This is a genomic window from Microseira sp. BLCC-F43, from assembly GCF_041929235.1.
Classification (GTDB): domain Bacteria; phylum Cyanobacteriota; class Cyanobacteriia; order Cyanobacteriales; family Aerosakkonemataceae; genus Microseira.
The window spans coordinates 21,715-41,207 of the sequence record NZ_JBHFNP010000214.1 but is presented as its reverse complement, the minus strand read 5'-3'; the positions used below and the strand labels follow the sequence as shown (position 1 = coordinate 41,207).

The 19,493-nt window shown below is 45.5% G+C and carries 18 protein-coding genes; 11 read left to right on the top strand and 7 right to left on the bottom strand.

What is annotated here, in order from left to right:
- The 4 genes from ACE1CM_RS29190 to ACE1CM_RS29175 all read left to right on the top strand — a co-directional run.
- Nucleotides 1-114 (top strand): peptidoglycan-binding protein (locus ACE1CM_RS29190; RefSeq protein WP_374882361.1); only part of this gene is annotated, 114 nt, incomplete at its 5' end.
- Between the two features lie 64 nt (nt 115-178).
- The gene (locus tag ACE1CM_RS29185) at nt 179-439 is read left to right on the top strand and encodes a peptidoglycan-binding protein (RefSeq protein ID WP_374882359.1); all 261 of its coding nucleotides are present in this window, start codon (nt 179-181) and stop codon (nt 437-439) included.
- Between the two features lie 204 nt (nt 440-643).
- Complete coding sequence (locus ACE1CM_RS29180) at nt 644-847, top strand: peptidoglycan-binding protein (protein WP_374882358.1); 204 nt, start codon at nt 644-646, stop codon at nt 845-847.
- 41 nt (nt 848-888) lie between these two features.
- Nucleotides 889-1,047, top strand: coding sequence for a hypothetical protein (locus tag ACE1CM_RS29175; protein WP_374882357.1), 159 nt, complete (start codon nt 889-891; stop codon nt 1,045-1,047).
- Between the two features lie 51 nt (nt 1,048-1,098).
- Here ACE1CM_RS29175 and ACE1CM_RS29170 read toward each other — a convergent pair whose 3' ends face one another.
- The 4 genes from ACE1CM_RS29170 to ACE1CM_RS29155 all read right to left on the bottom strand — a co-directional run bounded on the left by ACE1CM_RS29170 (nt 1,099) and on the right by ACE1CM_RS29155 (nt 5,353).
- Complete coding sequence (locus tag ACE1CM_RS29170) at nt 1,099-2,478, bottom strand: calcium-binding protein (protein ID WP_374882356.1); 1,380 nt, start codon at nt 2,476-2,478, stop codon at nt 1,099-1,101.
- A 348-nt stretch (nt 2,479-2,826) separates the two neighbouring features.
- On the bottom strand, nt 2,827-3,507 hold the full coding sequence (locus ACE1CM_RS29165; RefSeq protein WP_374882354.1) for a DUF305 domain-containing protein: 681 nt from the start codon (nt 3,505-3,507) through the stop codon (nt 2,827-2,829).
- A 46-nt stretch (nt 3,508-3,553) separates the two neighbouring features.
- On the bottom strand, nt 3,554-4,246 hold the full coding sequence (locus ACE1CM_RS29160) for a DUF305 domain-containing protein (protein ID WP_374882353.1): 693 nt from the start codon (nt 4,244-4,246) through the stop codon (nt 3,554-3,556).
- 543 nt (nt 4,247-4,789) lie between these two features.
- A complete protein-coding gene (locus ACE1CM_RS29155) occupies nt 4,790-5,353 on the bottom strand; it encodes a hypothetical protein (RefSeq protein ID WP_374882352.1) in 564 nt (187 codons plus the stop codon).
- 246 nt (nt 5,354-5,599) lie between these two features.
- On the opposite strand from ACE1CM_RS29155, the gene ACE1CM_RS29150 reads away from it, so the two are divergent.
- Complete coding sequence (locus ACE1CM_RS29150; RefSeq protein WP_374882350.1) at nt 5,600-6,778, top strand: alpha/beta hydrolase; 1,179 nt, start codon at nt 5,600-5,602, stop codon at nt 6,776-6,778.
- Between the two features lie 284 nt (nt 6,779-7,062).
- On the opposite strand, the gene ACE1CM_RS29145 is transcribed toward ACE1CM_RS29150, so the two are convergent.
- From ACE1CM_RS29145 to ACE1CM_RS29135, 3 genes are all read right to left on the bottom strand, one after another.
- Nucleotides 7,063-7,614 (bottom strand): hypothetical protein, encoded by a 552-nt coding sequence (locus ACE1CM_RS29145; protein WP_374882349.1) that lies wholly within the window; start codon nt 7,612-7,614, stop codon nt 7,063-7,065.
- Nucleotides 7,615-7,774: 160 nt separating this feature from the next.
- On the bottom strand, nt 7,775-7,921 hold the full coding sequence (locus ACE1CM_RS29140) for a hypothetical protein (RefSeq protein WP_374882348.1): 147 nt from the start codon (nt 7,919-7,921) through the stop codon (nt 7,775-7,777).
- On the bottom strand, nt 7,918-9,261 hold the full coding sequence (locus tag ACE1CM_RS29135) for a glycosyltransferase (RefSeq protein WP_374882347.1): 1,344 nt from the start codon (nt 9,259-9,261) through the stop codon (nt 7,918-7,920). The genes ACE1CM_RS29140 and ACE1CM_RS29135 overlap by 4 nt, the downstream gene beginning before the upstream one ends.
- A 769-nt stretch (nt 9,262-10,030) precedes the next feature.
- Here ACE1CM_RS29135 and ACE1CM_RS29130 point away from each other — a divergent pair.
- From ACE1CM_RS29130 to ACE1CM_RS29105, 6 genes are all read left to right on the top strand, one after another.
- Nucleotides 10,031-11,968 carry a DUF4912 domain-containing protein gene (locus ACE1CM_RS29130; RefSeq protein ID WP_374882346.1) on the top strand — a complete coding sequence of 646 codons (1,938 nt, stop codon included), beginning with the start codon at nt 10,031-10,033 and terminating at the stop codon, nt 11,966-11,968.
- Nucleotides 11,969-12,189: 221 nt separating this feature from the next.
- Entirely contained in the window at nt 12,190-12,771 is a 582-nt protein-coding gene (locus ACE1CM_RS29125; protein ID WP_374882345.1) for an RICIN domain-containing protein, read from the top strand.
- A gap of 145 nt (nt 12,772-12,916) precedes the next feature.
- On the top strand, nt 12,917-14,389 hold the full coding sequence (locus ACE1CM_RS29120; protein WP_374882344.1) for a polyprenyl synthetase family protein: 1,473 nt from the start codon (nt 12,917-12,919) through the stop codon (nt 14,387-14,389).
- Between the two features lie 134 nt (nt 14,390-14,523).
- The gene (locus tag ACE1CM_RS29115) at nt 14,524-15,954 is read left to right on the top strand and encodes a hypothetical protein (protein WP_374882343.1); all 1,431 of its coding nucleotides are present in this window, start codon (nt 14,524-14,526) and stop codon (nt 15,952-15,954) included.
- Nucleotides 15,951-17,018, top strand: a complete 1,068-nt coding sequence (locus ACE1CM_RS29110; protein ID WP_374882342.1) for a hypothetical protein — start codon at nt 15,951-15,953, stop codon at nt 17,016-17,018. The genes ACE1CM_RS29115 and ACE1CM_RS29110 overlap by 4 nt, the downstream gene beginning before the upstream one ends.
- A 715-nt stretch (nt 17,019-17,733) precedes the next feature.
- Nucleotides 17,734-19,233: an HlyD family efflux transporter periplasmic adaptor subunit gene (locus ACE1CM_RS29105; RefSeq protein ID WP_374882341.1), complete on the top strand. Its 1,500-nt coding sequence runs from the start codon at nt 17,734-17,736 to the stop codon at nt 19,231-19,233.
- Nucleotides 19,234-19,493 lie beyond the last annotated feature (260 nt).

Sequence of the window (19,493 nt, the reverse complement as noted above, 5' to 3'; positions counted from 1 at the left end):
GATGCATCCACAAAGAAGGCTGTGGAAGCGTTCCAAAAAGCGCAAAAACTGACAGTGGATGGAGTTGTCGGTCAACTCACCTGGCGGGCTTTGGGTAGTGCTTGTAAGCGCTAATCAACTACTAAACAACCTGTTTGAATTATTGTCAACCACGCATTAACTTTTGGAGAAATTAACCATGCAAGCTAACATCGAATCCGCCGCCGCTGCTTCTATCAACATGCCCGTTCTCAAAAATGGTGACTCTGGTGAAGCCGTCCGCTTCCTAGAACAGCTGCTGATCTGTTATGGCTATCTCAGCCCCACGGAATTTGACGCCAAGTTCGATGCAGATACAAAGAAGGCTGTAGAAGCGTTCCAAAAAGCGCAAAAACTGACAGTGGATGGAGTTGTCGGTAAAAATACCTGGCGGGCTTTGGGTAGTGCTTGTAAGCCCTAATCAACTACAACTAGGTTAAAAAATCAGGCGTTCGCTTTCGTTAAACAAAAGCGAACGCTATTTTTATTCATGCTATTTTTCCGAATAAAATTACCCCCATAGGGTACTGTGGAAACCTAGCAATCAAGAGTATTTTAGAAGAGGAGAAACAAACAATATTTTACTGAGGAACCAACTCTGACTGAAGCAACTGCGATTATCAACATGCCAACGCTGCGTCGCAATGACACTGGCCTAGCCGTCAAAATACTGCAAAAGGTTCTAAACTGTTATAAGTACGGCCTAAAAGTTGACGTAATTTTCGGGGCAACAACAGAAGCAGCAGTGAAAGATTTCCAAAAGAAATATAAGTTGACGGTCGATGGGATTGTTGGGTCTAAAACCTACAATGCCTTGGCTGATAACTAATAAAGGTAATCGGTAGGATCATTACAGCGGATTGCAAATGAGTGAGGTACACCGAAAGTTTGTGTAGCGGCAGCAAAAATGGCAGCCGCTACACAAACAAAGCGAAAACGCTGTACCTGACGCGGCTGCAAGCCGCTGTAATTGGTAGGCGGATCTGGCTGACCAAAGATAATCCTAAAAGCACAGCGATCGCTCTCTAAAAGGTGAGCGATCGCCGTTCTGATTCAAACTAATATTCACTACCTACAGCACTAGGCAATCAGCATGAAGTCTGTAGCATTTAATTTCGGGATACCTTGTAGTGTGGCAAATTGGCCTCCGTCTCCAAAGCCATCACCAATTCCATTCTGGTTGTAGAACAAGTTACCAGTACCTATGCTGTAGGTGATGAGAGCTTTACTGACACTAGCAGCTGTGTCATCAGCCACAAGTGCAAACTGATCGGCTGCAAGACCATCACCCATTGCAGTGGTCAAAGCAGTAAAAGTTGTCTTGCTCAGAACAATTGTGTCTGTCCTTGCCTTAAAGTCAGTAATGGTATCGACGCAGATAGCGATCGTGTTGAAAGCTTTGTTGGTGCTATACAAGAAACTATCAGCACCCTGATTCCCACTCAAGAGGTCATTGCTAGCTCCACCAGAGAGGGTGTCATTGCCAGCTCCTGCTTCAATGGTGTCATTGCCATCGATAAATATGGGATAGTTTTCACCGATGTAGAAGATGTCATTGTCTCCTCCACCGAAGAGCAGATCGTTGCCCGTTCCGCCTTGGAGAAGATCGCGACCTTCCTCTCCCTTCAGGGTGTCATGACCAAACCCGCCATAAAGGGTATCTTGCTCTTCTGGCGTGTCGCCAAAGTATAATTTGCTGGCGCTAGAGGTTTGTCCGCCATAGATGAGGTCATTGCCTGACCCACCGTCGAGGATGTCACTACCTCCTGGGACAAAACCCGCCCGAGTGAAGAAACCTTGCCCGCCATTGAGGGTATCATCGCCAGTTCCCCCGTCGAGATTGTCATTGAATCCCCCACCATTGAGGGAGTCATCCCCTTGTTCGCCATGAAGGTCACTGCCATAGTCGCTGATCAGAATGTCATCGCCAGAACCGCCATAAGCAGATCCAGAGTTGACGAAGATATGTAGGGTGTCCTGGCCCGGTCCCCCATACAGAGTAGAACGATAATGCCCATAGAGTAGGTCGTCGCCAAATCCGCCATCGAGGATTTCAGGGCCACCGTCAGAGAAGAATTGAGCCATCTCGCTGGCGCCTTTGATCGTGTCGTTGCCAGAGCCGCCAGAGAGGGTTTCAACCCCGGACACAATACCACCATAAATCAAGTCATCGCCAGCCCCACCCTTGATCAGGTTGCTAGCAATGGAATACCCGCCTCTGAGGGTGTCGTTGCCTAAGCCGCCATCGAGGGTGTCCCGATCGGAATAAGGGCCAGATCCACCAGAGATCAAGTCATTGCCGCTGCCTCCTACGAGGAGATCGCTGCCTGGGCCACCGTCGAGGGTATCGTTGCCTCTCAAGCCTAAGATGGTGTCATTACCATAAGGGTCTGAGATGATGTCATCGTCTTGAGTACCAAGGAGGTAGTCATCCATCAAAGTGCCGATTAAAGAAACCATGATGTTTTAGACCTGTAAATATTTAACTGTGCTGCCAATACTTTTTAAGCAAATCAGGCTGTTCTACCTTTTTTATCTACAACAAATAAATTATTATAGCTAGCCAAATTCATCACGCTCCCTAAAATTATTAAAACATGATTCAAGTTAGCATTGTTACCTGTTTGGCAAATTATTACAAAAAGTTACATGGCCTGATTAAACCAGGCTGATCGATTAACTCGCTTCAAGTTAAAATTTCACTACAAAAGTTGAGCGATCGCTCACTTCACCACAGTGGCGATCGCTAACTCTTCAAAGGCATCAATTCAGCGGTATACGAATAGGATTCAAGCTCATTGATCGCGTTTACTGCTTATACCAAGCCTTTCGCCACTGCTGCATTTGGTCGATCTCTTTTTGTTGTGAAGTTACAATCTCTTGGGCTAACTTCTTAATTTCAGGACGCTTGGTCTTTTTAAGAGCATCTTGAGCCATTGTTAGCGCCCCTTCGTGGTGAGGAATCATCGCATCGATGAAGCGCTGGTCAAATGTTTCATCGGCAGATCCTAAATTTTGAGACATCATCATACTCTGCATTTGTTCTGGAGACATAGCCACCGTTTGACCTTTTTTGGCATCATAAGCCATTGGTTGATTTCCAGCTTGGGGATACCAATTTTTCCGCCACTGCTTCATCTGCTCGATTTCTTGATTTTGAGCTTTGATAATGTTGTCAGCCAATTGTTTCATTTCGGGGCGTTTAGATTTCTGCTGGACTTCTTTAGCCATTAAAACTGCCCCTTGATGGTGCGGTGTCATCCCATCAATAAACCGCAGGTCATAGTCGGCATCTGCTGGCCCCAAATTTATCGCCATGCTGTGATTCCCACTGCTTCCATGCCCCGTATGTTCTTCAACCTTATTGCCAGCAATGGTTGCATTTGGAGTAGGGGCTTGACTTGGGTTTTGAGATGTGCTTGATGACGAGCAACTTTGAGCCAGAAATAAAGTTGAGAATATGACAATTACGGTAATAAAAGACTTCATTGTTTACTCCATTTAGAAAAGTTTATTGCTCGAAGGTAACGGGAATTTAATCAGGCGATCGCCGATACCAAGCTAGATAAAATTGCCGCATTTGGTTAATCTCATCGGTTTGAGATTTGATAATAGAATTAGCGAGGTTGCGAATTTCCGGTTTAGTAGCGTGGTTCAGCGCCATGCTGGACATTCTGAGAGCCATTTCATGATGGGGAATCATCTGACGAATAAATTCTTGGTCAAAATCAGAAGCATTTCTCAGCGCTTCTAAATCTCCCATCATATCCCCATGCCTATGCATTCCCATCATTCCCATACCACCCATTGAGGTAGCAGGGACTTGTGTGCCGTACCAAGCTTTATACCAGGTTCGCATCTGCTGAATTTCGCGAGTTTGATCTCTTTTAATGATTTGGGCCAGTCTTCTGATTTCAGGATGTTTGGCGCGCCTTAAAGCCAGATCTGCCATGTCTATTGCTCCCTGATGGTGGGGAATCATCATTTCGATGAAATGGCGATCTGCTTGAGCCATCATCCCTCTTGGGCGAGGGGTAACTTGAGCCAATTGCTGGTGTAGATTTTGTCTTGAATTTGCAGATTGAGCTTGGGTGCCATTGGCAAGTACTACTCCTGTAATGGCACTGCTGGTTAATAGACTCATCCCTGTGTAAATTATGACTTTCTTACTCAGAGTTTCCACCTCATTTAAGAAATCGATTGGTTGTCTTTCTCCGGACTTACCCACGACGATCCTATCACCTTTGTTTCTGGGTATATCTTTAGTTGCAAAACGACGATTTTTCAGAGAAACTTTGGTGTTTGCGTCAGTCCTGTTTGTTTTAAGATTAGGTTCAAATTTTGAGTAAGTTGTGAGTCAGCAAGCTCCTCTAGTTAATGGTCTGTTTGTAAATAAAGTAAACTTTCCAGTCAACAGGAGAGTCTAGCAATCGCAATAAAAGTTTACTTGCAACAAGGCTGATTTTGGATGAGTTCTCAAAGAATTACAGGACTTACCCACGACGATCCTATCACCTTTGTTTCTGGCTGCGAACGCGATTGCGGAAGGGAGGCATATCTTTAGTTTCCCAGGCACGATCTTTGAGAGAAACCGGGTTTCTGGCTGGGATCTTTAGTTTCCCAGGCACGATCTTTCAGAGAAACTTTGGTGTTTGCGTAAGTCCTATGCAAAACGCTCCCAGTATAAGGTTACTGGGAGCAACATAAAATCAATGGGACTCTATATTCCAGATGGACTTTCCACCTGTTGGATAACGCAACAATCAATTTTTTATCCGACAGCATGGTTAGCAGTAACCACGCTAACCACGAGCCAAAGTACGATTACCGTAAGAGAAATTATCGTTAACAGAACCCAGGAAGCTGATGTCAATTGCGGCAGGGCCTCAGCTTGGCGAATTTTTTTCACCGCTAGGGACACTCCCCCACGGTTATCTGAGAGAAAGTCGTCGCCAATAAAAAAGTTAACTTGACCATCTGATATCAAGGTAAATGATGTACCTTCAGCGTTAGCAAGCGCCTGTTCCACTGTTGCATATTTTCCCGTACTGGGAACATTGATGCTAAATTCACGCGCTGCGATATTATATTCATTCACCCACCCGGTGATACAGTTTTCTCCTTTTTCGTCACATCCGGTCGTAAAATTCCACAGACTCCACGCATCATACTTTCCCCCTTGTGATGCGCCGATCGCCGTGACTTCATAGGTTCCTGCTGTGAAGAACCGGGTGACTGGATTTGTTTTGTTATTGCTCGTTGCATCTATGTCAATAATAGTCGCAGGATCAGTCAAGGATGATGAGCTTTTAGAGGCTGTAACTTGTTTGTTCATAAATTTTTTCCTCTCGTAACTGGATTTTTTAATGCACAGTTTTCCAACTTACCCTATCTCAAGTTTTGCTGTTGGAGATTCAAATCAAGTTAATGTTTTAATCTTGCTGTCTTGATTTACAATTGTCAATATGTAAAACCTATAAAAACACCTTAAATTTGTAAAATTTTGTTAATACAATTTTATTTATATGAATTAAAATTTAAGCTACATTTTAAAGATTGTAAATACCTTGAGGCCGCCTCTATGACAAATAATTCAGATATCCGCATCACTCCAACTGACGAACAAATCGCTCAAACCAAAAAAGCGATTGAAAGTTATTTTCTCAAATGGTGGGCTGACCCAAACAAGCGAGAAAGTGCCTGCCCTTATTACCAAATTCACGAACTGGGGAAACCAATTCGCGGTACTGTGATGGTTTTTCATGGCTTTTCTGCCAAGCCAAAGCAGATGGAAATATTAGCAGATTACCTATTTCGTAACGACTTCAATATTTATCAAATTCCTCTTGCTGGTCATGCTTTTCTCCCGCCCGATAATTACTGGCCCCAAATCGATCTAAAGCCTGAATATTTTGAACCTTTGCGAGAAAGAGTGCGGAAAGATCCAGTTTTAGCGGACTTTTTCTCTAATCGTAGCGGTAATAGTCTGTGGCAATTTCAGCGACTAAAGAAACGCCAGATGCTATCCCTGGTTACTCGGATATTGAAATTATCTCCCGATATGGGGGATATGATATTGGCGATTGAGGGTGACAACGACCGAGATTTCAATCGCTATTTCACCTCTTCCCATATGAATTACCTGCATGACGCTCAACAACGTTTGGCAGAATTGGATGCAATGCCAGGAGCGATTTATACGGTGGGATTATCCGTGGGAGGCGCGGTAGCTTTGGGACTAGCCGCATCGCGACCGGATCGAATTAAAAAGGTAGTCGCCTACGCTCCTTTGTTGGAGGTTGAAAATGAAATCCTGGAGCGGTACATTAATTTAACCGGGCCATTAGACCTGAGACAATTTTCTTGGGAGCAAAATGTTAGCTTTCCAGTAGGTTGTTTAACTGCGGCTAACCGCTTTGGTGCATTTGTTCGCCGGGATAAAAACCTGCAAGCTTTAAAGAATATTCCCACCTGTTTAGTGCTGACAGAACATGATGACGCTACGAATAACCAGGTACTCCAGAAATTTTATAATTCTCTGGGGGGTGAAGCTAAGGGTCATCGCTGCTATCTGTATGAAGCGAGTGACCTTGTACCTCACCCGATGGTAGATCCAAGAGAAGTTAGCCAGGGGATGACTAACCACTTCTGGAAGAATTTGTACCAGGAAACATTTCGCTTTCTCACCCAGGGTGAGATTAATACCAGTAAAATGAATAGTGTAGATCCAGCTGACGATCTGCCGCCTCTTCCCTATTAGCGGTGGCGGTGCGTTACGCTTCGCTAACGCACCCTACGTTTAAGCTATTAACTCAAGTTGCTAGTGATAAATCATATGATGTCCGCCTAATTACCCTGAATAAAAATCTCAGATCGTCACCGTGTCACCGTGTCACCGCGTCATTCCTAACTATGGGTGTTTAACCGGAAATAATATCAGGGGAGCTTTTAAAGACTGTAGGGACAGGGCAGGGTACAATTTTTTGGTAAAAATAACAATTTATTCGACGCCGTGTCCCTACTACAAACCGATTAAAACGGGGCTTACTCTGGTGGTAGGTCAACTTGAATGGCTAGCACATCTTCCGGCACTTGGCGGATCAGATCGCCGGAGTCGGGTCTTTGCTGTTCCAGAGGAAGGCAAGGGGGTAAAGAAGGGGGATGGAACCAAGATTGGTCGAATTCTGCCCACAAACGCCGCAACTGGGGGTTAATCGCACTGTCGGCTAAAATTCCGCTGGCGATTTGGTGGATTCCCAGCAAGTCTTGTAAGTTACCGCGCAGATAAATTTTGTCGGAAACTACTGCTGCATCTACGGTCAATTTACCTGCGATCGCATCTCGCAATGTTTCGCCGTTGCTGCGAAAATTGACGCTTGTTTGCGCCAGCGGATATGCGCTCTCGACTTGGAGTTGTTCGCCGCCGAAAGCTCCTACTCGCAACACAACCCCATCTAGGTGAATGATGGCAGTTTTTCCGTCTACTGTCTCTACCAATGCTTCCCAAGTCGCACCGCCAGTAGTTCGCAGGATTTCTACTAGGCTGTGCAGCCATTGAGCTAATTGAGCGTGGCGTTCAAAGGATTGACTTTGCATAAAAAAAACGATCAAATTACCAGGGATCGCAACTACAAGCGGTTCTCTTTCAAGGCGATGCCTTGCACACCAATTTTATGATTTTTGCAGCAGCATGTCATATCAAATCCGGTGGCATCGGAATGATCGGCCTTTGTTGGTAATTGCTAATTGCTAATTGCTAATTGCTAATTGCCACTACAGGTCGTAATTCTGATGCAACTGGAAACGATGTCATTGTAATAAATAGGAAATTAATCAGGATGTATGCTGCAAGTTGGTAGAAGCGCCGATGGGAAAAATAATCGGCGCGCGATCGCTCTGTCAATTCCCTTGCCTTTCTACTGCGTTCTCTAAATACGCTTCGATCGCATCGCAAGCAGTCCCGGCACCATTTTCTGCTTGGATCGAACGACCGATTTCGGCAGCTTTGGCTGCATAACTGGGGTTAAACAGCAGATGTTTGAGTTCGGCAGCAATCCGATCTGCCGTACAATGCTGACGGTCGAGCGTACGCGCTACCCCCAATCGCACCAAGCGGGCGGCGTTATCTGGCTGATCGTAAGCGCAGGGAACTACCAGCATGGGACGACCGGAACCCATAGCCTGCGCTGTTGTTCCCACCCCACCATGATGGACAATCGCTGCGGCACGGGGAAAAATTGCTGAGTGGGGGGCGTAGTTTACCGCGATCGCTCCCGAAGGTAGTTGGTGAGAAGCTATGCGATCTGCCTCCTTTCCCATCAGCAAGACCGATCGGTAGCCTAACTGCTGGGCGGCGATCGCTCCCTCTAAATAAAAGTCCCCTTGAGTCCACACCACTAACGAGCCTAAAGTGAAGACAATCGGGGGCCCCCCAGCTTGCAAAAACTGCTCCAATTCGGCAGACAAACCTTGGCGCTCTTGATAGTTGTATAAAGGAAACCCAGTCACGCGAGTTTGACTCGGCCAGTCGGGTTGAGGAGCAGCTAGAAGCGGCGAGAATAAACCTAGCACCAACTCAGGTGAATGCTGACCTTCAAAAAACGGATCTCCTGAAGGCGGTAAACCCAGTTCAGCCCGCAACTGCCGCATGGGTGCGCTCCAAAACCGTGCCTGCCACCGGAAATAGCGATACATGCCATCGTTGGCAATTAGCGTCATGGCGCGATCAAAAGCAGATGTCGCTGAAGGTGAAAGAGTGGGACAATCGTACACCGACATAAACGAAGCCGGTGATAGGGCAGCGGATACCCTGGGAGTTCCAGTTTTTTCAGCCGCCAGAATTGCTGCAAACGCAAGATGGTGCGTCACCACTAGATCGGCTTCCCTGACCAATTCCACCAAGTCGCTGTAAGTTGCCCGCAAATGCGGCGCGATCAGATAACTAATACCATAGTCAAGCGCCTGCTGGTTGTAGGGGAGCAACCCGATAAACTCCTCTTCTTCTGTGTTGATTAACCCATCAGGTCTAATGCCGCGAAACTCAATGCCTTCAGATTCGATCAGGTGGCGATAGATCTCGTTGGTGGCAATCACCGCACGATGTCCCCTTTGCCGCAACTCCCTTGCGATCGCCATGTAGGGATAAACATCTCCTAACGAGCCAAAGGTGGCGATCGCTATATATTTGCTCGTTTTTTTGCCGTTTTTCCGACTCGATGCCACTTTGGCTTGGTGATTTATCACGTTCTACTCCCCCTATTTGAAGATTACAGGACTTACGCGCAAGTTCCCGGTTTCTCCGAAAAATCGTTGGTTTGGTAACGAGAGATATGCCTCCCTTCCCCACTCGCGTTCGATGGTCGAAACCGGATTTCTCGCAACGCCCTTGCGTAAGTTCTGGATTAATTAACAACAACTTTTCATATTAACTCTCTAGTTGTATCTTTATTAACTTTCCCTTTCCTACTTTTGCTACTTTTCCTACTTTTCCTACCTGTTATTGCTCGCCATAGATTCCCAGCCTTTGATCGATTTCTCCCCTTCTGTAAACTTTTATTACAACCTCTTTTTTATTTAGTAAGAGGTTATATAGTTATAAGCGATTTTGAAACAAGGAAGAGAAAAAAGAGCGGCTGTACCAAGAAAAATAGAAGAAATATAGTTGCTAGGGATATAAAACCAGCGGCTAATGGCTAAATCAGGGGAAATGGGATCAGGAATTAGGCAGTTTGGAACATAGAAAACAAGGTAATTTGGGTAAGTCAGTAGGATGAAAAAATAGTTAATAGGTGTTAGCTATTAGCTATTAAATTCGGGGTTGATAATGGGTAATTGCTGGCTAATATAGGATTGATAACGAATAAGTAATTAGCAATTAGCAATTAGCAGATATTCGAGAGATAAATAGAAAATAGAGTAGAATATTTCAGAAAGCAGTGTAATTCTGAAGGAACGGGATTGAACAGAGGATAGAATAAGAACGAAAAATAAAAAAGGCTCGGCAATATTGATTATGGCTACCTTCAGCAACAAAGAGAAAAATACGATCTCGTTGGCAATATTCCTGGCTCTATTAGCTGTGACGCCAAAGCCAATAGCAGCAGCGGGGACGATCGATACCGTGGTGGCTAAAGCGGCAGCACCAACCTCTTTCCCGTTGGCCGCAGATGTACCCGGTAAGACAACAGTGCGGGTGGATGGATCGAGCAGCATGAAAAGAGTTAACCAAGCGCTGAAACAGCGGTTTGAGCAAAAGTTTCCCGGTACGAAAGTGGAAATTTCCGAGCAAGGAAGCGATCGGGCGCTAAAAGAACTGGTGGAGGGAAAAATCGATATAGCTGCGATCGGTCGTCCTTTAACCAAGAAAGAAAAAGCGCAAGGACTGGTGCAAGTTCCCTTGAGCAGACAAAAGATTGCGATCGTGGTAGGGCCAGATAATGCCTTTAATAAAAGCTTGACCTTTGACCAATTTGGGCGGATTTTCCGCGGAGAAATTAGGAATTGGTCCCAGGTTGGGGGTAAGCCAGGGATAGTTAGGCTGATCGACCGTCCCGCTGATAGCGATACTCGAAAAGCTTTTCAAAGCTACAAAGTTTTCCAAACGGGTGGGTTTAAGACAGGATCAAACGCTGAGCAGATCGGAAAAGATAGTACGACAGAAGTTATTAAGCATCTGGGGAAAAACGGAATTGGTTATGCGATCGCAGACCAAGTACTGGGGCGGAAAAACGTGCGAATTCTGCCGATGCACGGAGTCTTACCCGACAATCCTAAATATCCTTTCTCCCAAACCTTGTCTTACGTCTACTATGGGCCAACTCCCAACCCCGCAGTCCAATGGTTTTTGGGCTATGCAACCGATACATCGAACCAGCAGGTTGTGAAACAAGCGATTTCCGATCCTACTGCACCGGATCAGACAGTTGCAGACATATCTCCCAGGGGTGGAGAAACAGCAAAGTTAGACGGGAGAATACCTTGGTGGATGTGGCTGCTCTTGATTTCCGCACTGGGAGGATTGCTTTGGTTGTTGCTAAAAAATCGAAAAGCGCTCGCAGCATCATCAGCAGCTAAGATGGCAGCAGCCGCACCAGCTGCCCTACCTGCTGCGCCTGCTGTCAGCCACCTATTTTTAGTGCCTTATGACGGCAAAAACGCCTACGCTTATTGGGAAATTGCCACAGCCCAAATCGAAGCCTTGCAACGCCAAGGGGGAAAAGAGCTACTGTTGCGGCTGTACGATATCACAAACATCGCACAAGGGGCGCATGACTCACTTGCTTGCCTACAGCAATTCGGCTGTAATCTCCAAGACCGATATTTGCTCCTCACCTTACCAGCCCTGAATCGAGATTACATCGTCGAGTTGGGATTGCTCGCCGAGACAGGGCAATGGTTATCATTAACTCGATCTGGGGCAGTGCGGGTGAACAATAACTACCCCACAGGCAATATAATCGGTCTACTATATGGCAGCAACGGCAATGGGGAAGCCGCGTACCGCGCACCAGCCCCATCCCACAGCCGTATATTCTTAGTACCTTATGACGGCAAAAACGCCTACGCTTATTGGGAAATTGACCCAAGGCAAATCGAAGCCTTACAACGCCAAGGGGGAGAAAAGCTAGTGTTGCGGCTATACGATATCACCGACATTCCAGACTCAGAACAACACTCACTTGCTGACATAGAACAGTTCGACTGTAACCCCAACGAACAATATTTTCTCCTGGCGCTACCAGAGGAAAATCGGGATTATATCGTCGAGTTGGGATTGCTCACCCAGGCAGGAAACTGGTTATCATTAACTCGATCTGGAAAGCTGCGGGTTGCCAAAAGCATTCCCACAGATGATGTCGTCCTAGCTATGATGCTGCACGACCGCAAAAACGTCTACGCCTATTGGGAAATACCCCCAGAGGCAATACAGGCGCTTAAGCACCAAGAGTAGTGGAAAAGCTAAAGCTCTTGATTTACTTACGAAAGTTCCTTGGGGCAATGGGTCGGCAGAGTCTAATAATTTATAGGTTCTGGTATGATGACATTGGTAGAAAAGTCGGGCTTTGGGTTAAATATCCTACGAGCCTAATTGATCTACCGACCCTCTGACCAAACTTACAGGAACGAGTTATTATTTGCCAGCATTGTTCAATCCAAAACGGGGAAGATATTATGTTAAACTTTTTGAAAAATCAAATAAAAAAGCTGACAGAAAAGGCAAAAACGACAGTGCCTAGTGCCGAGTCGCAGGAATCAAGGTCACAGGAATCAAGGTCAGAGGAGTCAAGCAGTAGGACTGGCTACTATTTAATCAGAAGTAAGCTGAATGGCATGGTGTTGGATATTGCAGGCAACAACCCAGAACCTAATGCAAACGTTGTAGTTCACCCAGTTCAGGGGACTTATGGTGCAGCTAATCAGCAATGGCAAATTAGCGGAAATGGGTTAATAAAAAGTAGGCTCAACGGCTTCGTCCTAGATATTCAAGCAAGCAACACAGAACCTTTTACCCCAGTTGTCGTTAACCCAGTAAACGGTAGTGACGGGACGCCGAACCAGCAATGGACAAATAGTAAAGAAGGCTTGCTCAAAAGTAAGCTCAATGGCTTAGTAATCGATATTCTAGGAAGCATGAACGAGCCTTTTACCCCCGTTGTAATGTACCAAGTCAATGAAACTAACGGAACGCCCAATCAGCAATGGGAATTTGTGCCGATTCCGGCAGAAGCTTTAGCAAAACCTTTATCGACATAATAGCCAATAGGAAGAGCGCTAGATGCTACAAATTTTGAGATATAGCCGCTCAACAAAAACCGCATAGCTCGGTTGGCAATAGTAGCAAAAAACACCAACGGCTGCTCGATAAAGGAATTTTATTGGATAAAAATAGAGAAAATAAATGATGCTTGAAATTTTCTTATTTGCGATCTATTTCGGATTCTTCACTTGGTTAACGTACAAACCTAACCGCAATGGAGTAAGTCAATCAAAATTACTTCTGCCACCAGGTGATGAAGCGATTGAAATCGTCACGGCGACACCAAAGGAACAAGTGCATAACCAACCCTTAGTCGCTGTAGAAGTCAATCTAAGCAACGGGATTAAAAACGAATATATATCGTCTCGGCTGACTTCTAGGCAAGAGGTTGAGGAGAATAGCACTCAGAGCGGGAGAAGCGAGTTAAAATCAGTGGAAGGGGAGTTAGCGATCGCTTTAGGTAACCAGTCAAGACAAAGCCTTCAGTTGGGGGAAATCCCAGCAACTTCAAGAGAAGAATTGAAGTATGATAATCAAATTATCAACGAGGCAGTAGAGCAATCCCGGATAGCAGTAGTTGAAAAAATTAAAGAATTTGTTGATCGGAAAAATAATATAACAGGTTCTTATAAACCATTGTATGAATTGTTGACGGATTATCCATTCCGAATCGGCAAAATGTTGCGACCCACGATGTGCATCAGCGTCGCGAGATCGGTGGGAGGAATGGGACAAGATGCGTTGACATCGGCAGCGGCTTTAGAACTTTATCATAACGCTTTTCTGATTCACGATGACATCGAAGACGGTTCCGAATCGCGACGGGGTAAGGGAACTTTACACCAAATAATAGGGGTTCCCCGCGCGATTAATGTAGGCGATGCAACAAACGTTTTAGCCGTAGGTTTATTGTTAGAAAATTTATCGGCAATCGGAGTTTCCAAAGCGCTAAACGTGCTGCATGAAATCGAGTTCATGGCGCAGCAATCTGTCGAAGGACAGGCGATGGAATTAGATTGGGTAGCCACCAACGCCTCAAATCTAACCGACCAAGACTATTTTAAAATGTGCGTCAAAAAAACTTGCTGGTATACGTTTATTACTCCCTGCCGAATTGGTTTGATTGTCGGACATCCATCAGCAAGTGGGAAGGATTTGGTTAAACAGTTGGCGGGGGTAACTCGATTTGGCATGATTTTAGGAATTGCGTTTCAGATTCAAGACGATTTGTTGAATTTGCAGGGTCAAATCGAAACCTATGGGAAAGAAATTGGGGGAGATATTTACGAAGGGAAACGCACGTTAATGCTAAATCACGTTTTGGCACAGAGTGGAAAAGCATCTGAAATATTAGAAATTTTAGCCTTAGCACGCGAGCAAAAAACGCCAGACCAACTCACATTTATTATGGAAGAAATGCAGCGGTGTGGTAGTATCGAACATGGGTGGAAAGTGGCGCGAACGCTAGCCAAAAAAGCCGAAGAAATTTTTGATAATATAGATTTTATTCGACCCTCAACCCCCCTACGACCCGAAGAAGAATGGGGATGCCCAGTCCACGACGGTCGATTTATTAAAGAACTAATCAACTATGTAATCTATCGAAATGTGTGAAGCCCGGAAAAGTATCAGAAACCTTTTCGTAGAAACCCGGTTTATTGATTGATATCTCGTTGCCAAACCAAGGATTGTCGTATCACCTTTGTTTCTTTGCCTAAGTCCTGAAGTAGTAAAATCAGAGAAATTCAATGAGTGGCTATCCCCAGTTGAAAATAAAAGTTAATCCAGGGTCAACATTGGTTATCCACCTGTTAATTGATAGCCAAATAAGTGAAAAAGTATTGTTCCGTCCAACCGTAGATGATTGGGTGGTAGATAACGGTGAAGTTATGGATATGCCTAGCAGCATTGAACCACCTTATCTATATCTATATAAGGAAAAATTTAAACAAAAAATAACAGTTAAAATACCTTTTATATTGCCACCCGGACAGAGGCTCAAGAGTTGGTTACGCTTTCCGGGAATGGTTGAAGAAGCGATTGCCATCTCACTAGAAATTGTGTCACCAGAATGGGGAAAAGAGCAAGCTCAAACGGTCGAAGTTTCCTTGCCAGTGACTTTACCGTGCAATTCGATTGGGAGAAACTTGTTGCCCGCCGCGGTAGACCAAACAACAGCAGGATGTTTTGGTTTGATATCAGGAGTGATCGATCTAGATAAACTGCCATCGCGGTGGTTGGCGGCGGAAATATTAGCGATTTTGTGCCAGAAAGGAGAGGAATACGCCCAAAGAGAATCGGGGGCGGAGTTACTTGCTAGACTAAAGACAACTGCCTGGTTTGAAAAGAAAGCGATCGCTTTCGCATCCGCACAAATTCCCAACTGGATCGCCGATAGCCTCAAAACTACAAATATCATCTTCGGCGGTCATAGCTTAGTCAATATTTGGGAACAATGGCTGTTAAGTCTGGCACCAGGAACAAAAGCAGAAGTTTTCATCGCCAAAGAAGAAAGAAATGCCGAAAATTGGTTGGCGGGAATACTTTTAGGACTAGGGCAAATATCCCCTAGAATTGGTAACAAATTGAAAGAGATTGGTGCTGGGGAAAGCTTGAACGGCGAAAGCGCTAACAATTTCATCTTTGCAATAGCAGATTTAGATAAACTTCCAGCGCGTTGGCTAGTAGTAGAATTGATGCTTCTGCTGTGCATTCAAGGAGACAAATACGGACAAACCAAAGCCGGGAGAGAATTATTAGCCCAGTTAAACCAAACCGATTTCTTTAACAACGGAGTACTAGCTTTCGCCGCCGCACAAGTCCCCCGTTGGCTAACCATAACTCACCAAGCCGCATCAGCCTATCACGCTTCAGTTGGCACTAAAATCGGTCAAGGTGGTTTGCTGCCAATGGCAGAACAATGGCTTTTAGGTGAGATGAAAAGTGAAATTTCTGTATCCGGTGCGACGGCAGACGCCTTCGTAGAATCGATGGGTATGGATGCAAAACGCTGGTTTAGTTGCGTTGTTTTGGGACTAGGGGTAGTATGGCCAAGAATGGGTGGTGTATTGGGCGCGATCGCTTCGGATCAAAGCACAACCCCCCTCGCCTCTCCAACGCCTTCCGAACAAACCAAAAAAGGCAATCTTTTTCCAGAAGGAGGATCGCTACAAAGATGACCATCGACGAACAATTACTGGCCCACGTTGAAGCCTTACGCATCCCATTAGATGACCCCGCCTCCCCGATCGACTGGAAAGATTGGTATCACTTTATCCTATTAGATAGAGAGGGAAAAGTGCGAATACTGGTCAACATTACCTTGATCGGCAGACCAGGACAAGGAGAAATTCAAGTAAGCTTTTTAGTAAACATAGCCAACGAACAACTTGCCCCAGAATATCAAATCGATGCGAGTTTACCAACCTTCGGTACAGCCTTCAGCTTAGAATGGCAATCCGACATGGTGCGTCGAAATCCCTTGCGGATTCAAGGCGAAGGAATCTTGCTAGAAATTAACGGCAAGCACTCAACAATAGAAGTCCAAGATCAAAGAATGCAATTATCGATTCGCTTGCAAGGAGAAGCCCAAGCCGCACCCTTATTAGTCACAGAAGATTCGCCTTTCGGCACAGGTTTCATCGGCTGGGGTATAGTACCCGGTTTGCAACTAACAGGAGAATTATCAGTAGGCGGGCAAAACTTCAATATCGAACCAAATTGGTATAGCTATCACGATCGCAACTTTGGGCGCTTTCGTTGGGGAGACGATATTGGTTGGGAATGGTTTGTCGCCTTTGCTACTTGCGAAGACGGCAGAAAATTAACCCTAGTTCTGGACCAACCCAGCAACAAAGACCATTCCCTCAAAGGCTTATCCTACATTTTTGTATATATAGATAACGAATTATACAAAATATTTCTCGGTTCTAATTTACGGATTAATTGGAACTGGTCCCGCGACGCAATATTACCCGTGCGCCTACCTGGAAACATGGCTTCCCTGTTTAGCGATCGCACAATAAAAGTCCCCCAAACCTTGCAAGTCGAAGTCACCGATCTACAAGAGAGATTATTACTAAACGTCAATTTTGATACCGCAATAGAGCTAGTAGTTCCCGACAACCAAGACCGCCAATACACCTTCATTGAAGAAGTAACAGGCAGCCTCGAAGTCAGGTTATTTCTTCCCGGAGAAACGCTGCAAGCAAAAGGCTTAATTTATGGAGAATATGTCTTGTGAGGGATGCTAATTTTACCTGATTCCCTCTTCTTTTCTCTTACCTCTGCGTCCTCTGTGCCTGGAGTGGTTCGTTCAATCTGAAACTAGGTAAGTGTAACAGGAATTACGCAAATCACCTTTGTTTCTATGAATTGGACTTTGGACAAAGAGAAGGTTGGTGTATGGATGGCTAATTGCTGATTGCTAATTGCTAATTGTCATATGATGTCCGGCAAATAGCCCTTAATTAAATCTCGACCCGCGACCGTGTCTCCCCCTCTGGTGCGTCAGTCCTAACTATGGGTATTCAGGCGGACACGATATTACTGGGCAGGTAAGCAGGTGGGCAATTACCAATTACTACTACCTTACAAACAAATGTGATTTGCCTAAGTCCTGTTTCTTTTAAGTCCTATCACCTGTGTCTGTTCCTATCCTCCGTCGTTCGCGCTAGCGTTGGGAGGCATATCTTTAGTTCCAAAACGACGATTTTTCAGAGAAACTTTGGTGTTGGCGTCAGTCCTGTAATTCTTAGGGTGGCATAAGAAAATGAAACAAGGATGAAATTTAGCAGTTTTTCAGCCCTGGCATCATGGTCGATGTTCCCCTTGTCTGAAGAGCGAACCATCGAGGAACGGTTAAAAACTAATAAGAAATCGAGCCGGAACCGAATTAAAACGTTAGAATTAAAACAGGTAATTTATGGCATAAAAAGGCCAGCCTGGAGGTGTGAAAGTTGAGTAAAACACCTCTAACATCTTCCCCAGTTCAAGCTCGCCAGACCAGACAGCAATTTGTTGAACCAGAAAAGCAACTGTCTTACGAACTGGGTAAGGCGGTGCAAGAGTTACCGCCTTTGTACGCGCGATTGTTAGCGGGGAGCATTAGCTTGCTGATAATTGGGGCGATCGCATGGGCGCATTTGGGCCTAGTGGATGAGGTAGCCGTCGCGCCGGGAGAGTTGATACCATCGGCGCCGGTAAGACCAGTGCGATCGCTCGGTGAAGGAATCATTCGCGCAGTGTTCGTCAAAGAAGGCGATCGCGTCCAAAAAGGCGATGTTTTAATCGAACGCGACCCCGCTTTACCCCAAGCTGAAGTTGACCGCCTCGCCAAATCTGCCCAGCTAATTCGGGAAGACATCAGACGTTTGGAAGCCGAAAGAACGGGAGCCAAAACAGCCGGAACGATGCTGCAAGACCAGCTCTTATTTGCTCGCATCCGCGACTTTGAAGCGCGTCAAGCTGCTGCTATAGCAGAAGCAAATCGCCAACTTGCTATTATCAATGCCGCCAAAGTTCAAAAGACTCGCCTGGAAGAAAACTTAGTCAACGCTAAAACTAACTTAGACAACACCAAAACCTACCTCGCCAACGCCAAAAGCATTTTGCCAAATGTAGAAACCAGTCTGGGACTAGCTCAAAAAAGGGAACAATCCTTAAAAACTTTAGTCGTTGAAGGTGCTATCCCTCGACTCGATTACTTGGAAGCGCAAGATAGAGTGAATAGAACTCAAGCCGAGGTTACTAGAGCGCAAGACAACATCACCAAAGCTCAAAATGAAGTCACCAATGCACAAGACAAAGTAACCTCCCTGGAAAAAGATATCGCTGCCCAACAGCAAGAAATTAACCAAGCCGAACAAGCGTATCAAGCTGCTCGCAATCAAGCCGCTCGTTTAGCTTCCGAACGCCAGAGCGAAATCATTACCCAACTCAACAAACGCCGCGAAGAACTGGTAACTTTTGAAGGTCAACTGCAACAGGCTAAGAAACAACGAGAATTAGAAACTATTCCAGCACCGATTCCCGGAACAGTTTACAGCATTAAAGCAACAAAAGGCCCCGTGCAACCCGGTGAAGAATTGCTCTCCCTGCTGCCACAAGGCGAAGAAATCGTGCTAGAAGTGAAAGTCCTCAACCGCGATATTGGGTTTATTCATCAGGGAATGAAAGCCAAGGTGAAAATGGCAACTTTTCCGTTTCAGGAATTTGGCACGATTGACGGCACGGTGATGCAAATTAGTCCGAATGCCATTGTTGATAAGGACTTAGGCATGGTTTTTCCTACCCGAATCAGACTTAATCAACACTCAATTCAAGTTCGGGGTCAAGCAGTCGCGTTTACTCCCGGCATGGCAGCTACGGGAGAAATTGTCACCCGCCAGAAATCTGTCCTGACTTTCTTAATCGAGCCAGTTACACGGCGGTTTAGTGAGGCTTTCTCAGTGAGGTAAATCCAAGGTTTTGTATCCTCACGGCGATGCCCTGCCCTTACGCAACCGATACAACCGGACATGATATAAGTCCTGGCAAAGAAACCGGGTTTCTACGAAAAATCGTCGCTTTAAGTAGGTGCAGGTAAATAAAGTCAAAATAGTTATGCAAGCGTGGGGCGGGCAGAATGCCCACCCCACAAGAATTTCAGACTCTTGTGGGGTGGGCGTCCCCCCCGCCTCTTGTTCAATTTATTTATACTCACCTACTTAGAACTAGA

Coding starts and splice junctions, on each gene's coding strand:
- ACE1CM_RS29155 (WP_374882352.1), bottom strand. CDS start 5,353: ATGAACAAACAAGTTACAGCCTCTAAAAGCTCATCATCCTTGACTGAT.
- ACE1CM_RS29130 (WP_374882346.1), top strand. CDS start 10,031: ATGGCTACCTTCAGCAACAAAGAGAAAAATACGATCTCGTTGGCAATA.
- ACE1CM_RS29165 (WP_374882354.1), bottom strand. CDS start 3,507: ATGAAGTCTTTTATTACCGTAATTGTCATATTCTCAACTTTATTTCTG.
- ACE1CM_RS29150 (WP_374882350.1), top strand. CDS start 5,600: ATGACAAATAATTCAGATATCCGCATCACTCCAACTGACGAACAAATC.
- ACE1CM_RS29185 (WP_374882359.1), top strand. CDS start 179: ATGCAAGCTAACATCGAATCCGCCGCCGCTGCTTCTATCAACATGCCC.
- ACE1CM_RS29120 (WP_374882344.1), top strand. CDS start 12,917: ATGATGCTTGAAATTTTCTTATTTGCGATCTATTTCGGATTCTTCACT.
- ACE1CM_RS29180 (WP_374882358.1), top strand. CDS start 644: ATGCCAACGCTGCGTCGCAATGACACTGGCCTAGCCGTCAAAATACTG.
- ACE1CM_RS29125 (WP_374882345.1), top strand. CDS start 12,190: ATGTTAAACTTTTTGAAAAATCAAATAAAAAAGCTGACAGAAAAGGCA.
- ACE1CM_RS29170 (WP_374882356.1), bottom strand. CDS start 2,478: ATGGTTTCTTTAATCGGCACTTTGATGGATGACTACCTCCTTGGTACT.
- ACE1CM_RS29110 (WP_374882342.1), top strand. CDS start 15,951: ATGACCATCGACGAACAATTACTGGCCCACGTTGAAGCCTTACGCATC.
- ACE1CM_RS29115 (WP_374882343.1), top strand. CDS start 14,524: ATGAGTGGCTATCCCCAGTTGAAAATAAAAGTTAATCCAGGGTCAACA.
- ACE1CM_RS29145 (WP_374882349.1), bottom strand. CDS start 7,614: ATGCAAAGTCAATCCTTTGAACGCCACGCTCAATTAGCTCAATGGCTG.